Origin of the sequence: Gilliamella sp. Nev6-6 (genome assembly GCF_001690605.1) — a bacterium.
Taxonomy (GTDB): Bacteria; Pseudomonadota; Gammaproteobacteria; order Enterobacterales; family Orbaceae; genus Gilliamella; species Gilliamella apicola_C.
Genome location: NZ_LZHP01000100.1, coordinates 17,908 through 32,942, shown reverse-complemented (window position 1 = coordinate 32,942; position 15,035 = coordinate 17,908). Strand labels below are relative to the sequence as shown.

Genomic DNA, 15,035 nt, shown 5'->3' with positions numbered 1-15,035 from the left:
TTTCTTAACTATAAGCCAATATTTAGCACTAACCTGAAACCGCGGCTGCACCGGATACAATATCAATCAATTCATTAGTAATCGCACCTTGGCGCGCTTTGTTATACACAATTTGCAATTCATTAATTAGGTTTGCACCGTTATCTGTTGCCGCTTTCATGGCTACCATTCTTGCTGCTTGTTCACTCGCTAAATTATCAACCACTGCTTGGTAGACTTGTGATTCAATATAGCGACGTAAAATCACATCTAATAGTGATTTAGCGTCAGGCTCATAAATATAATCCCATGATGAAGCTTTGAGCTCTTTATCTTCTGATGGTGGTAATGGTAATAATTGCTGTATTGTTGGCTTTTGCGACATCGTATTAATAAATTTATTGGTAACAATATATAATTTATCAATTTTACCGCTGTCATATGCCTCAAGCATTGTTTTTACCGGACCAATTAAATTGGATAAAGTTGGCTCGTCTCCCAAGTTAGTGACTTGGGTTAAGATGTTTGTTTTCAATGATGAAAAAAATGAAACACCTCGAGAGCCAATTAAAGCAACATCAGTTTCCACCCCTTTTTCTTGCCATGCTGACATATCGGCAATAACACTTTTAAAAAGGTTGATATTTAAACCACCACATAAACCACGATCGGTTGAAATGATAAGGTAGCCAATTCGCTTTACATCTCTTTGTTCTAAATAAGGATGTTTGGCGCCTATCTGAGCTAACGCTAAATGTCCAATTACTTCACGGATCATCTCTGCATATGGTCGGCTAGCGGCCATTCTATCTTGCGTTTTACGCATTTTAGAGTTAGCAACCATTTCCATCGCTTTAGTGATCTTTTGCGTACTTTGGATACTGGCAATTTTGGTTCTAATTTCTTTTGCATTAGCCATTTTTTACCCCCACCCTTACCAAGTTTGAGTTGATTTAAAGCTTTCAAGTAATGCTTTTAGCTTACTTTCAATCTCATCATTGTAATTACCGGTCTCATCAATTTGTTTAACAAAATCGCCATGTTGACTATGAGCATAAGCAAGTAGTGCGGTTTCAAATGGTAACACTTTAGCAAGTTCAACATCTTCTAAATAACCACGCTCAGCGGCGTAAAGTACAATTGATTGTTCAGCAACAGTCATTGGTGAGTATTGCTTTTGTTTTAACAATTCGGTTACTTTTTCACCGTGGCTTAATTGATTTCTTGTTGCTTCATCTAAGTCAGATGCAAACTGTGAGAACGCAGCTAATTCACGATATTGTGCAAGCGCAGTACGGATACCACCTGATAATTTTTTCATTATCTTAGTTTGCGCTGCACCACCTACACGTGAAACTGAAATTCCTGGGTTAACCGCTGGGCGAATTCCTGAGTTAAATAGGCTAGTTTCAAGGAATATCTGACCATCAGTAATCGAAATTACGTTAGTTGGTACGAATGCCGAAACGTCACCAGCTTGAGTTTCAATAATTGGTAATGCAGTTAAAGAACCTGTTTTACCTTTAACTTCGCCTTTAGTGTACTCTTCAACATAGGCTTCGTTGACACGCGCAGCACGTTCAAGTAAACGCGAGTGAAGATAAAATACATCACCAGGGTAAGCTTCACGTCCAGGTGGGCGACGAAGTAATAACGAAATTTGACGGTAAGCAACCGCTTGTTTAGATAAATCATCATAAACAATTAATGCATCTTGACCACGATCGCGAAAGTATTCGCCCATTGCACAACCTGCATATGGTGCTAAATATTGTAATGCTGCTGATTCAGATGCAGAGGCAACAACAACAATCGTATTTTTTAATGCACCATGTTCTTCAAGTTTACGCACAACATTGGCAATAGTTGATTGTTTTTGTCCAATAGCGACATAGATACATTTTACGCCAGAGTCACGTTGGTTGATGATCGCATCAATAGCAAGTGCTGTTTTACCGGTTTGACGGTCACCGATGATAAGTTCACGCTGACCTCGGCCAATTGGAATCATTGAGTCAACGGCTTTATAGCCAGTTTGTAATGCTTGATCAACGGATTTACGATCGATAACACCAGGGGCAACAACTTCAACTGGTGAAAATCCATCATGTTGAAGTGAACCTTTACCATCAATTGGCTCACCTAGTGTGTTAATAACGCGACCTAATAAACCTTCACCGACTGGTACTTGTAATATACGACCAGTACATTGGACTTTCATTCCTTCAGACAAATCTTCGTATGGTCCCATGACCACTGCACCGACAGAGTCTCTTTCAAGGTTGAGAGCCATTGCATAGCGACCTCCTGGTAATGCAATCATTTCACCTTGCATTACATCAGTTAGTCCATGGATTCGAAGGATACCATCACTTACAGATATGATAGTTCCTTCATTGTGAGCATCACTCACAATATTGAACTGAGCTATCCGCTCTTTAATTAGTTCACTTATTTCAGTTGAATTTAGCTGCATTATCAGTCCCCTTAAGACTGTAGAGCGTCATTTAAACGATTTAAACGCCCTCTGATACTACTATCAATAACCATATCGCCCGTACGAATAATAAAACCAGAAATGAGCGATTTATCTATGTGACATTTTAGTTTTACTTTTCGTGATAAACGTTTTTCGACAGCGACAGAAATCTTATTAAGTTGTTCATTGGTTAGCTCACTAGCAGAAATCACATCTACATCTGCTTGGGCATCTTTCTCTAAACAATATTGCTCAAACAAAGTTAGTACTTCGGGAAGAAGTGATAACCGTTTGTTTTCAGCCATAATCTTAATAAAGTTAGTGCTAAACTCATCTAACACATCTTTGCAGATATTGATGAGTAAATTAGCCACCGAATCGGCTTTCATGTCAGATGTTAAAACACTCTTTATTTGAGCATCTTTGCTTACTTCTGATGTCAACACTAGCATTTTATGCCATGATTCGATGCTGTTTTTTTCTACCGCAAACTCGAAAGCGGCTTTAGCATAAGGGCGAGCAATCGTAATTAAGTCAGCCATTGCTCATATCTCCTTATAGTTCAGCTACGAGTTTATCAATGATGTCGCTATTTGCGGCTTCATTAACAGAACGTTGAATAATTTTTTCTGCACCAGCAATAGCGAGTGTAGCGACTTGTTGTTTGAGCTCTTCTTTAGCTCGTTTGCGTTCGGCCTCTACTTCGGCAAGCCCTTGAGCAACAATTCGTTCTTTTTCACGAGAAGCTTCTTGCTTTGCTTCTTCAAGAATGGCTGCTTTGCGTTTGTTTGCTTGCTCAATAATTGCATTGGCCTCAACCTTAGCCTGTTGCATTATGTCAGATGTATTTGCTTTGGCTAATTCCAAATCTTTTTTTGCTGTTTCTGCTGAAGCAAGTCCTTCGGCTATCTCTTTTTGACGCTTTTCAATTGCGCCAATAACTGGAGGCCAAACAAACTTCATACAGAACCAAACAAACAATACAAATGTAATTGCTTGGCCGAGGAGCGTTGCGTTCATATTCATGACACGATTCCTCTTAAATTTTTATTAGCCAGCGACAGCAAAAATAACATAAAGCGCAATACCCACACAAATCATTGGGATCGCATCAACTAAGCCCATAACGATAAAGAATTGAGTACGTAACATAGGCATTAATTCTGGTTGGCGAGCAGCACCTTCTAAAAATTTACCACCTAATAAACCAATACCAACTGCACCACCAATTGCAGCTAATCCCATCATTATACCTGCGGCTACAAATAACATACTAATATCCATTATATACTCCAGTTTATTATCAAAAAAATATTAAAATTAATGATCTTCCGTTGCCGACGCCATAGCTAAATAAACGATCGTCAACACCATAAAAATAAATGCTTGTAATGTAATAATTAAAATATGGAAGATGGCCCAAGGTAATGACAATACCCACTGTGACCACCAAGGTAATAATGCAGCAATTAAGATGAAGATAAGTTCACCAGCATACATATTTCCGAAAAGTCGAAGTCCTAAAGAAACAGGTTTAGCTAAAAGGCTAACTAATTCAAGCACTAAATTAATAGGCGCAAATGCCCAGTGATTGAAAGGGTGAAGTGTATATTCTTTAATGAAACCACTAATCCCTTTATATTTAATAGAATAAATAATAATAAGGGCAAACACGCCTAAAGACATTGACATAGTGATGCTAACATCAGCTGTTGGAACAACCCTTAAATGTGATAGACCTAGGTATTGGCCTGCATAAGGTAGAAAGTCAACCGGGATAAGATCCATAAAATTCATTAAAAAAACCCAAATAAACACTGTTAAAGCTAATGGTGCAATGAGTTTATTTTGACCTGTGAACATATCTTTAACGGTATTGTTTACAAATTCAAAAATCATCTCAACAGCACATTGTAATTTACTTGGCACTCCACTAGTTGCTTTTTTAGCAACGCGGTGAAAAATCCATAAAAAGATTACACCAAGTAGAATTGAAAAGAACAGTGAGTCAAGGTTTAAGGTCCAAAAACCCGAACCTACTTGCAAGTTCTCAAGATGATGCTTGATGTAAGCTTGTGGTGAAGCTGGAGAGGAAACAGACATATAACCCTCTTACTTATTTCTAAAAACAAAGAATACTGCTTATTTACCAAGAAAAGGTATAAGCAATCGTTGTAATAATTGAAGCCACTATTTTAAACCCAATTACCTATATTAAGTCAACCTTTGATTAACGAAATTAAAAATTTAGACACTTTTTACTAATTTTGTGTAAATATGCGCAACTTTACCCATTATTTTAAACCAAATATTGTTCAATCAATGGCTTAATTAATGGGCATAAATGAGGCTATTTTTAATTTTTAACCGCTATGGCAATAGTTTCTGCTAATTTTTGTGCTTCCATTTCATTGTTTCCCTCAACCATGACGCGAATAAGTGGTTCTGTACCCGATTTACGGAGCAAAACTCGCCCATGATTGCCAAGCTGTTTTTCTGCTTGTTCAATAGCTGATTTTACTACATTGCTATTTAGTGGATCTTCTTTGCCTGAAAAATGGATATTAATTAAGACTTGCGGTAGCATTGTCATGCCACTGCATAAATCAGCTAATGACATATCATTACGCACCATTGCCGCTAGTACTTGTAAGCCCGCAACGATACCATCACCGGTGGTGGTTTTATCTAATAATAACACATGACCTGAATTTTCAGCACCTAAGCGCCAGTTTTTTTCTACTAATTTTTCAAGCACATAACGATCACCCACTTTGGCTCGGACAAAAGGAATTCCAAGATTTCTAAGTGCAATTTCAAGCCCCATATTGCTCATTAATGTGCCAACAACTCCACCTTTGAGTTGACCTTGTCTCAGTGCCTCGCGAGCAATGATGTAAATAATTTGATCACCATCAATTTTGCGTCCTTTATGATCAACCATGATGATACGATCGCCATCACCATCTAATGCAAAGCCTAAATCTGCTTTTTCATCAATAACACATTTAGCGAGAGCCTTAACGTCAGTTGCACCACAGTTTTCATTGATATTAACACCATCAGGTTCACAACCAATTTTGATCACTTGCGCGCCAAGCTCTCGTAATACTTTAGGAGCGATGTGGTAAGTCGCACCATTAGCGCAATCGACAACAATTTTTAATGTAGCTAGACTTAAATCATGATCGAATGTGCTTTTACAAAATTCGATATAGCGTCCCGCTGCATCGGTGATACGGCTTGCTCGACCAAGTTGTTTTGATTCTACACAATCGATCTCTTTTTCAAGCTCAGCCTCAATTTCTAATTCAATAGCATCATCAAGCTTTTTCCCTTCGGCTGAAAAGAACTTAATACCATTATCATAAAAAGGGTTATGTGAAGCAGAAATGACCACCCCAGCATCAGCCCGAAAAGTACGAGTTAAATAGGCTATGGCGGGGGTTGGCATAGGGCCTGTAAAAGCAGCGGCAACGCCAGCGGAGGCAAAACCTGCTTCCAGTGCTGACTCAAGCATATAGCCTGAAATGCGAGTATCTTTACCGATTAATACTTTTTTCACCCCATCTTTGGCAAGCACACGACCCGCTGCCCAGCCTAATTTGAGCGCAAAATCTGGTGTGATAGGATACATTCCAACTTTACCGCGGATCCCATCTGTACCAAAATATTTCCGATTAGACATTTTGTTCCCTTACACTAATATTTGTTATTTTGGACAACATTTAATTAACTATACTTTACTTTAAAGTTGTATGCGATTATTTTTTGATAAAACGCATACCCCAAGTTGTAAAAAAACTCAATAAAATATACGTTTCAGTATAAAGCTATTCTCGACTATCATTGGCAAATTTTAATAATACTTGGCTCTCTTTGATAAAGCGTTCTGCATAATTGCCAAACCAGGCGGTGACTTCATTAAAATTATCAATAAATTTAGTTTTATTACGTTGTTCAATTAATCTCACCATTTGCCCAAAGCGCTCGTAATAGCGCTTGATTAATTCGATATTATCATCTGATGCCATAATGATATCGGCATAAAGAGCCGGATCTTGAGCAAACAACCGTCCAACCATCATCAGCTCAAGCCGATAGATAGGAGATGATAGTGCAATTAGTTGCTCTAAATCAGCCTGTTCACGTTGTAAATTTACGCCGTATGAAAAAGAGGTAAAATGGCGTAATGCTTGAATGAACGACATGCATTTATCATGCTCTTTGGCATCAATAGCGCATAAATTAGCACCCCATATACGCATTTGCTCAATTAACCATTGATACTTAGTAGGTTCGCGACCTTCACAATAAACGATGATTTGTTTGGCTAAATTAGGCACATCAGGGCCAAACATAGGATGCAATCCGACAACGGGTCCTTGATGCTTTTCTAGCATTGTTTCAAGTGGTTTAGCTTTGATAGAAGTAAAATCCGTTAAGATACAATCTGTTGGCAATTGCGGTAATTGCTTTATGATTTCACAAGTTTTATTTATTGGCACTGTGACAATAACCGCAGCAGCATCAGCAACTATTTCAGTAGCTTGATGCATAGTTTTAGAGCCTAACGTTTTAACTTGGTAGCCTGATAATGTAAATAACCGAGCAAACAACCGCCCCATTTGTCCATTACCACCAACAATAACTATAGAACCTTGGCCTGTATAAACTTTTTTGAAACCTTTGTCATTTTCGCTAATATACGATTCACGCATCAAACGACGTAAAATATCTTCAATTAATGCGGGAGGTATACCCGCATTTTCAGCTTCTTGTCTCCTTTTATTTAGCATCTCTGCTTCACGTTTAGGATCATAAATAGGAATACCATGTTTACTTTTTACTTCACCAACTTCGGTAACTAATGCTAATCGTTTGGTAATTAATGATAAAATTGATTTATCAACTTCATCAATTTTATCGCGCAAGGCAGTTAATTCCGTAGACATATTCGGCTATTCCTTTTATCACAAATGACAACTCTTTATGTAATAGCTTAACAGTATAACGTATTTTTGGTAGGATGGGGCAACTACAACATTAAATGTAACACAATAAAATAATCATGAAAGTCATCTCTTTTAATATTAACAGCCTTCGAGCCCGAATTCATCAGCTAGCGGCAATTATTGATATCCACCAACCAGATATTATTGGTCTTCAAGAAACCAAAGTACATAATGACCAATTTCCCGTTGAAGAGCTTGCTCAGTTTGGTTATCACTTATATTATCACGGGCAAAAAAGTCACTATGGTGTGGCATTGTTAACTAAACAAAAACCCATTTCAGTACAGTGTGGTTTTCCAACCGATAACGAAGACGCACAATGCCGTTTGATTATTGCTGAGTTACCAACTAGCCAAGGCAATTTGATGGTAATTAATGGTTATTTTCCGCAAGGTGAAAGTTTACATCATGAAATAAAATATCCTGCTAAGCGTAAATTCTATCAAGATCTAATAACTTATATCGAACAGCAACAATTAAATAGCCAATTATCATTAATAATGGGGGATATGAATATTTGCCCAACCGATTTAGATATAGGTCTTGCCGAAGAAAACCGAAAACGTTGGTTACGTACAGGTAAATGTTCATTTTTGCCAGAAGAGCGTGAATGGATAAAAAATTTAATGTCACTTGGTTTTACTGATACTTACCGTAATGCTTATCCAAAAGAAAAAACATATTCTTGGTTTGATTATCGTTCTAAAGGTTTTGATACCCATATTGGGCTACGTATCGATTTGATTTTAGCTAGCAAAAAAATGATGAATTACTACCTGCAAACAGGTATTGATTATGATATTAGAGCGATGGAAAAACCATCTGATCATGCACCAATTTGGGCTCAATTTGATTTAGCATAACCATAAATATAGTTACCATAAGGATAATAGCATGCAAGGTAGTTCAATTTTATCGATTAAAGATCTCAATCAAATGGTGAAAGAGTTGCTTTGTGATGCTATTGGCCAAGTTTGGTTGATAGGCGAAATCTCAAACTTTTCTCGTCCATCGTCGGGTCATTGGTATTTCTCATTAAAAGACGACAGTGCACAGGTGCGCTGTGCAATGTTTCGCAATAGTAATTTCCGTGCTGGCTTTACACCACAAAATGGACAGCAAGTTTTAGTTCGAGCAACAGTTACACTGTATGAAGCTCGTGGTGAGTATCAATTAGTTATTGATAAAATTCAACCCGCAGGAGCAGGATTACTACAGCAAAAGTTTGAGCAGTTAAAACAAAAACTGTCAGACGAAGGTTTATTTGATCCCATGTATAAACAGCCACTGCCTGAAAATATTCGTACCATTGGCATTATCACTTCATCAACGGGTGCTGCGCTACATGATATTTGCCAGATATTAAAGCGCCGTGATCCTAGCTTACATTTAATCATCTACCCAACTCAAGTACAAGGCAATGAGGCCGCGGGACAAATTGCTAAGATGATTCAAATTGCCAATATTCGGCAAGAATGTGATGTGTTAATTATTGGGCGAGGCGGAGGTTCGCTTGAAGACTTATGGTCATTTAATGAAGAAATAGTAGCAAGAGCCATTTTTTCAAGCAAAATACCGACGGTTAGTGCGGTTGGACATGAAATTGATTTTACCATTGCAGATTTTGTTGCTGATGTCAGAGCGGCTACACCATCTGCTGCTGCCGAGCTAGTAAGTCATGATAATTTAGATCAGATAAAACGTATTCAAGCAAAAGAACAGCATTTATCCATGGCAATGGATTATTATTTAATGCAGTGTCGAGCAAGACTCAATAAATGGCGACATCAATTACAAACTCAACATCCACAAACAAAGCTAGAAAAACAATTAAATCAACTTCTAGCTTATCGCCATTCATTATCTGAAAATATTCAGCAATATTTACTCAGACTATCAAATCGCTATAATTTTTTGGATAAGCGATTATTACGTGTATCACCACAAAATAATATTACCTATATACAACAAGTAGTTGAACAAAAACAGCAAAGACTTATTAATTTAATTAAACAAAAGTTAACAAAATCACAACATCAATTCGTTTTACAAACCTCTCAACTTAACAACGTTAGTCCGCTAGCTACGCTTGAGCGAGGTTATTCAGTCACCACCGACCAAAACAATGCAGTGGTTCGTCGTTCTGAGCAAGTCACGGTGGGCGACATTATCGTAACAAGACTGAAAAAAGGTAAACTTGTTAGCCAAATTACCAAAATCAATAAATAAAATAATTATATTTAAAGATGATAGATAAACCTATTTTACTCATTTTTAGTATCATTTTTGCAATTCTGGTGATCGCTAGTATATAATCTAAACAATAAGGAATTATTATATTATTTAGAGAGTTTATGCATTATCCAATCGGTATTGATTTAGGTACTACCAATAGTTTAATTTGTGTTTGGCAAAATGGTCAGCCGACACTTATTCCCAACTCAATAGGCGAAGTTGTTACACCTTCGGCAGTCAGCCTTGATGAAGATAATTCGATTTTAGTTGGTCACGCAGCTTTATCTCGTTTAACCACTCATCCTAGTCGTAGTGTGGCGGCATTTAAACGTTTTTTAGGATCAAATAAAGTTTTTGAATTAGGTGATCAAAAATTTACACCAACTGAGCTTTCAGCATTAGTTTTAAAATCACTAAAGGCTGATGCTGAGGCTTTTCTACAACAAGAAATTCATGATGTCGTCATATCTGTTCCAGCTTATTTTAATGACGAACAGCGTAAACAGACCTGCTTTGCTGCCGAACTTGCTGGACTAAATGCTGTGCGTTTAATTAATGAGCCAACAGCGGCCTCAATGGCGTATGGATTACATGAAGAACAGTCTGGTAACACTTTAGTTTTTGACTTAGGTGGCGGCACGTTTGATGTGACTGTACTAGAATATGCCATGCCGATAATTGAGGTGCATGCATCAGCAGGTGATAATTACTTAGGTGGTGAAGATTTTACGGATGAAATTGTCGAAGCATGCTTAAGAGAATGGAAACTTAAACAACCAGATATCCCAGTTGATGATTATGCGCGTTTATTGGATTTAGCTGAACAACTAAAATGTAAGCTCAGTGGTGACCAAGTACATAATTTGACCTGGTTATGGCAAGACAAACAATGGCAATTTTCATTAAACGAAGTAAAAGCTAAATCAATTTGGTTATCATTACTTAATCGATTACGAGCCCCAGTTGAACAAGCTTTAAGTGATGCTCGCTTAAAACCCAACGAACTCGAACATATTGTTTTAGTCGGTGGTTCATCACAATTGGGTGTAGTTCGAGAGCTAGTGACAAAATTATTTGCAAAACTACCTTATCGCCACATAAATCCGACAACAATCGTGGCACAAGGTGCCGCAGTTCAAGCAGCTTGTCGATTGCGAAATGCTGATGTTGAAGAAGTTATTTTAACTGATGTGTGCCCTTATACTCTTGGGATCGAAAGTTGTTCAAATAATGCTAGTGGGTTATTTTCCCCCATTATTGAACGTAATACCATTGTACCAACTTCGAAAGTCAAAACATTTTACACAACTTACCCTCAACAAAAAGTAATATGTATTTCGGTTTATCAAGGTGAAAACCCACGCGTTGAAAATAATGTTTTTATTGATGAGTTTGAGGTGCCTCTAACGCCAATGGAAAGAACACAAGGAATTGATGTCCGCTTTAGTTATGATCTAAATGGCTTATTAGAAGTTGATGTGGTTTTACTTGAGACAGGCAAACAACATGGCAAAGTGATTGATCATAGTCCAATTGGATTAACAGACAAACAAAAACAAGACAGTCATGATCGCTTAAAAGCACTTAAAATTCACCCTCGCGACGAAATGCCGAATCGTACTTTATTAGCAAGGCTGGAACGTGCATGGGCACAATCATTGGGAAATGAACGGCTATTAATTGGATCATATATTGAAGCTTTTATGGAAGTACTAAATAGACAAAATTCTGAAGAAATTAACGAAATTCGTGGTGAAATTGAATCTAATCTACAAGATCTGAATCGATAACTAATAAAGATATTTAAAAATATTAGCAACCCCCTTTTATGATAAGTATAAAAGGGGTTTTTTATACGGCTTACTTTTTCTTGATAGTTTTTTCTACTGGCGGTCCAAAATGGTTAGTGTGTTTGATGCCAGAAACCCAAAATGGCGCAAAAAATAAGAGATAAGCCAATATTTCGCCCACAAAATCACAGAGAGGCTCACCTTTATTAATATCATTAAAACGTCGTTTCATAGCAAAAACGGTGTTGGTTACAACAACAAAATAACAAATCATAGAGAAAGTAGGACTATCCAATTCAAAATTATTGTTAAGTACGGTCATCAATCCTAACACTATGAAGCTACAACATAATTGTATAATAAAACCTTTTATATTAGTTCGTCCTTTCCAACGCCAAAACTGCCACCATTTATTTTTAGGTAATGGCTGTGATTCCAGTTTTTGTTGATTTTCACGATGTTTTGCTATAAGTAATGACGCACAAAGCCGTAAGACTAAATCATTGTCACAGCTGTTTTTAAACTTGTCTAACATTTCAAGTTCATATTCATCGCATATACCGTAATAGTTAGATAAACGTTTAGCAAGTGTTCTTATTTCATCAACTTGTTTGGTATAACTGTATGTTTTTTTGATATCAGAAGATAGTGTAATCCAATTATTTTGCAGATCTTTGGCTATGTTTATTAACTCTTTATTATCACCAGTAATATCTTGTAATATCGTATCTAATTTATTTTTTTGCTCAGTTTTATTTAATACAATTATGTATAACAACATTAAATAAATTGGATTTCGATTCGCCAGTTTTTGTGTCCATATTTGCTCCAGTTTTTGCTCAATATCGTCAAAATCAATAAGGTGAGGTGCATCAATAAACCATTCAATTGAATTTGGATAATTAATTAAAACATTATTAATTAGCCCACTATCATTATTAATTAGGTTATACAGCTCGGTTTCATTTTGCCAGTTGCCATGCTTAAATATCGCTATTAATGGTTTAAATGGGTTATTTTCATCAATAATAAAAGTATTATTTTCTTGTCGAAGATATTTTGCAGTTTCTATTGGTTTACAAGCAATTGCAATTACTAACAAATAACAACGATACCATTGCCAATAAGCTTCTTTATTATCAGCGGTTCCAGAAGGATCTGGAGATTTTGGTAGTTGATAATAAACATTAAATTTTAAGAACGTAACCCCGTCAAACATTTTCATATTTGGATAAGAAAAACTTTGATATAAATGTGATTTAGCAATATCAGGAATATCGCTGAATCTATCTAGCCATAAACGAGCATATACAGCTAGCTTACCATTCTCGTCGGGATCGAATTGAGGTGGAAGTTGAGCATTTTCATTATTATCAAATAACCATGTTTTAAATTCTTGCACGGGTGAAAGCTCTGCAAGCCATGCAAGATGTTGTCGTGCTTGGCGTTGTAAATGTTGTAAAATAAATTGTTCAAATGGATCATCGCTTCGATCGTCTAAAATTTCTTGTAATAATATTTCATTGCCGTGACGCAACATAATGGCATGTCGGTATAAACGATATAATCGATTATTGCCGTCATCCAGTAACAATATTGATATGACTTGTTTGTAATTCCAGCTTATATCTAAAGCCCAATTAACAAAATCGATAATTTCTTTTGGATACTCATCAATATTCTCTAATGAGGCTAATCGTGATGTTGTAGTTACCGTTATTTGCGGAATAGTATACAAATAATTTTCTGTTTTATCGGCAGCGACACAATAACTATTATTTAGCGCCATAACTAATAATGGGAAGTGATTTTTTTCAAAATAAGCACACCAACCTGCTATCCAGCTTTCTGCTTTTTGTTGATAATGACCTGAATAATACAATTCTAACCAAGCCTGTAAGGCATTTTGTTTATCTTCAAGCAAAGTATATTGGATGGCAGCAATATATTTCCACTCGATAGTCATATTTTCGTCTTGATCGCCTTCGGCAATACATTTTAAAGCGTAATTCAAAATAGATTGATTTTTTAGGCTAGCAGCACTGTGCCAATGAGCAAATTCGAGCATGAATTTTTTATCATTAGGAAGGTAAATAACGGTATCTTGGCATAAAAATTCATAAACGTCTTCCGAACTAGTTTCCCAAAATAACCATTTGGCATTATATATATAATCGATAGTTACATTTTGTAGTGTTTTATTTGTTGTTGGTAAGCATGTGTAATCAAATAAATCACCACGATCAATGTGATTTAAATAATTATCATATTTTTCAAGTTCATCAGTGTATTGTGTCATGAGTTGCTGACGCCAGCGCAAATTATCGGCTAAAACTTTGACACATGATTCAGAGATATTTGTTGTTTCGTAACTTAATTCTAATAGTCGCCATTTTACCGAATCAATAACCTCCATTGGATAGTCATAGAATGAACCGATAAATTTTTGCCACTCATCAATGTTATAGCATCGCAGTGGATCTTCTAACAGGGCTTGATAAGCATCGTAAATTTCATTCGCTTTAATTTGTTCTTTTGTTAGTTGTGGCGTTGATTTTTCTGAATTCTGTGTAGTTTCATCAATAGCTGTTTCGGGCAATTTGGCATAATTCATTGCCAATTCATACGCTTTGCGCAGAGCTTTAAATCCATCGGGATCTGTTTCAGGATGATATAATGGTAACTTTACACGATATGCTTGACGAATAACCGTGGTATCTGTTGTTTTTTCGATGCCCAATAATTGCCAAAAATTTGTATTCATGACCAATCATACTCCGCTAATGATTCTGGTTTTTCTAGTTCGTCGATTTCAGTATACCAAGGTAGGCGATTACAAGGTGAATCCTTATCGCTAATTAATATTTTCATGGTATGTGTTTGTGATGCTCTGGTTAATTCACAGCGTAATGCCTCCAGATCTTCTTTATTATTGAGTGTTTCCCAATATTGAAATCCAATCGCCCAACCAGCGCAGTAATGGTGCCAAGATCTATAAAAATATTGAGAACGAGTGGCAATTCTTGAAAAAATCCATAGCGCTTCTTCTTCGCTAATATATTTATTGGTCGTGCCATTGCGTAGCAAATATCCCATACGGGCATAATCCCAACTACGAATGCCACCATAGCCACATACACAAAAAGTTTGTTCAACAAACGCCAGAAATACTTTTTGATAATCATCTTGTGCTTGGCAATAATCACGCCATTCTGATTCAGAAAATCGAGAGTACACTGAATAATATCGAGATAATATTGGCGCATGCCCATCATCAACCATATTAAACACACAGTTTAGTAATGCTTGGCGAGAGTCTATTCCCCAATCATCCTCCATATCAACAAATGTTCTGTCAGGAAAAAAAGATGGCGAAGTGTAACTTGCACCATATCTCTTATTTAAAGCAACCATCGGTGCAGATAAACCATATAGCCAATCGACACAATCTTGATTCATATTTTTATTCCAATCATCTGATTTATTTTATTTATTATACAAAGATAGCAGATTTCACACTAAAATAACACTTGAAAT

General features: G+C 36.5%; 13 protein-coding genes. 3 read left to right on the top strand and 10 right to left on the bottom strand.

The window, feature by feature from the left end; all coding sequences use genetic code 11:
* Positions 1–28: 28 nt before the first annotated feature.
* The 8 genes from atpG to tyrA form a co-directional block, all read right to left on the bottom strand.
* Positions 29–898 (bottom strand): F0F1 ATP synthase subunit gamma, encoded by an 870-nt coding sequence (atpG, locus tag A9G42_RS12420; RefSeq protein WP_065583240.1) that lies wholly within the window; start codon positions 896–898, stop codon positions 29–31.
* A gap of 15 nt (positions 899–913) precedes the next feature.
* Positions 914–2,455, bottom strand: coding sequence for a F0F1 ATP synthase subunit alpha (gene atpA / locus A9G42_RS12415; RefSeq protein WP_065583241.1), 1,542 nt, complete (start codon positions 2,453–2,455; stop codon positions 914–916).
* A gap of 11 nt (positions 2,456–2,466) precedes the next feature.
* The gene (atpH, locus tag A9G42_RS12410; protein WP_065583242.1) at positions 2,467–3,000 is read right to left on the bottom strand and encodes a F0F1 ATP synthase subunit delta; all 534 of its coding nucleotides are present in this window, start codon (positions 2,998–3,000) and stop codon (positions 2,467–2,469) included.
* Between the two features lie 13 nt (positions 3,001–3,013).
* Entirely contained in the window at positions 3,014–3,484 is a 471-nt protein-coding gene (gene atpF / locus A9G42_RS12405; protein WP_065568354.1) for a F0F1 ATP synthase subunit B, read from the bottom strand.
* 24 nt (positions 3,485–3,508) lie between these two features.
* On the bottom strand, positions 3,509–3,742 hold the full coding sequence (gene atpE / locus A9G42_RS12400) for a F0F1 ATP synthase subunit C (RefSeq protein ID WP_442902731.1): 234 nt from the start codon (positions 3,740–3,742) through the stop codon (positions 3,509–3,511).
* A gap of 36 nt (positions 3,743–3,778) precedes the next feature.
* Positions 3,779–4,561, bottom strand: coding sequence for a F0F1 ATP synthase subunit A (atpB, locus tag A9G42_RS12395; protein ID WP_065583243.1), 783 nt, complete (start codon positions 4,559–4,561; stop codon positions 3,779–3,781).
* Positions 4,562–4,814: 253 nt separating this feature from the next.
* Entirely contained in the window at positions 4,815–6,146 is a 1,332-nt protein-coding gene (gene glmM / locus A9G42_RS12390) for a phosphoglucosamine mutase (RefSeq protein WP_065583244.1), read from the bottom strand.
* A 145-nt stretch (positions 6,147–6,291) separates the two neighbouring features.
* Positions 6,292–7,413, bottom strand: coding sequence for a bifunctional chorismate mutase/prephenate dehydrogenase (gene tyrA, locus A9G42_RS12385; RefSeq protein ID WP_065583245.1), 1,122 nt, complete (start codon positions 7,411–7,413; stop codon positions 6,292–6,294).
* A 116-nt stretch (positions 7,414–7,529) separates the two neighbouring features.
* Here tyrA and xthA point away from each other — a divergent pair, with 116 nt between their 5' ends.
* The 3 genes from xthA (at position 7,530) to A9G42_RS12370 (ending at position 11,498) form a co-directional block, all read left to right on the top strand.
* Positions 7,530–8,336, top strand: a complete 807-nt coding sequence (xthA, locus tag A9G42_RS12380) for an exodeoxyribonuclease III (protein ID WP_065653574.1) — start codon at positions 7,530–7,532, stop codon at positions 8,334–8,336.
* Between the two features lie 31 nt (positions 8,337–8,367).
* Positions 8,368–9,702 carry an exodeoxyribonuclease VII large subunit gene (gene xseA / locus A9G42_RS12375; RefSeq protein ID WP_065653573.1) on the top strand — a complete coding sequence of 445 codons (1,335 nt, stop codon included), beginning with the start codon at positions 8,368–8,370 and terminating at the stop codon, positions 9,700–9,702.
* 125 nt (positions 9,703–9,827) lie between these two features.
* On the top strand, positions 9,828–11,498 hold the full coding sequence (locus tag A9G42_RS12370) for a molecular chaperone HscC (protein WP_065653572.1): 1,671 nt from the start codon (positions 9,828–9,830) through the stop codon (positions 11,496–11,498).
* Between the two features lie 70 nt (positions 11,499–11,568).
* Here the strand turns inward: A9G42_RS12370 and A9G42_RS12365 are convergent, their stop codons facing one another.
* Both A9G42_RS12365 and A9G42_RS12360 read right to left on the bottom strand, forming a co-directional pair.
* Positions 11,569–14,262 carry a J domain-containing protein gene (locus A9G42_RS12365; protein WP_065653571.1) on the bottom strand — a complete coding sequence of 898 codons (2,694 nt, stop codon included), beginning with the start codon at positions 14,260–14,262 and terminating at the stop codon, positions 11,569–11,571.
* On the bottom strand, positions 14,259–14,957 hold the full coding sequence (locus A9G42_RS12360; RefSeq protein ID WP_065653570.1) for a DUF1266 domain-containing protein: 699 nt from the start codon (positions 14,955–14,957) through the stop codon (positions 14,259–14,261). Before A9G42_RS12360 ends, A9G42_RS12365 begins: the two co-directional genes overlap by 4 nt.
* Positions 14,958–15,035 lie beyond the last annotated feature (78 nt).

What these genes read in the sequence shown, in the direction of transcription:
- A9G42_RS12370 (WP_065653572.1), top strand. Translation starts at nt 9,828, where the DNA reads ATGCATTATCCAATCGGTATTGATTTAGGTACTACCAATAGTTTAATT.
- A9G42_RS12365 (WP_065653571.1), bottom strand. Translation starts at nt 14,262, where the DNA reads ATGAATACAAATTTTTGGCAATTATTGGGCATCGAAAAAACAACAGAT.
- atpA (WP_065583241.1), bottom strand. Translation starts at nt 2,455, where the DNA reads ATGCAGCTAAATTCAACTGAAATAAGTGAACTAATTAAAGAGCGGATA.
- xthA (WP_065653574.1), top strand. Translation starts at nt 7,530, where the DNA reads ATGAAAGTCATCTCTTTTAATATTAACAGCCTTCGAGCCCGAATTCAT.
- atpH (WP_065583242.1), bottom strand. Translation starts at nt 3,000, where the DNA reads ATGGCTGACTTAATTACGATTGCTCGCCCTTATGCTAAAGCCGCTTTC.
- xseA (WP_065653573.1), top strand. Translation starts at nt 8,368, where the DNA reads ATGCAAGGTAGTTCAATTTTATCGATTAAAGATCTCAATCAAATGGTG.
- atpB (WP_065583243.1), bottom strand. Translation starts at nt 4,561, where the DNA reads ATGTCTGTTTCCTCTCCAGCTTCACCACAAGCTTACATCAAGCATCAT.
- atpG (WP_065583240.1), bottom strand. Translation starts at nt 898, where the DNA reads ATGGCTAATGCAAAAGAAATTAGAACCAAAATTGCCAGTATCCAAAGT.
- tyrA (WP_065583245.1), bottom strand. Translation starts at nt 7,413, where the DNA reads ATGTCTACGGAATTAACTGCCTTGCGCGATAAAATTGATGAAGTTGAT.
- glmM (WP_065583244.1), bottom strand. Translation starts at nt 6,146, where the DNA reads ATGTCTAATCGGAAATATTTTGGTACAGATGGGATCCGCGGTAAAGTT.
- atpF (WP_065568354.1), bottom strand. Translation starts at nt 3,484, where the DNA reads ATGAATATGAACGCAACGCTCCTCGGCCAAGCAATTACATTTGTATTG.
- A9G42_RS12360 (WP_065653570.1), bottom strand. Translation starts at nt 14,957, where the DNA reads ATGAATCAAGATTGTGTCGATTGGCTATATGGTTTATCTGCACCGATG.
- atpE (WP_442902731.1), bottom strand. Translation starts at nt 3,742, where the DNA reads ATGGATATTAGTATGTTATTTGTAGCCGCAGGTATAATGATGGGATTA.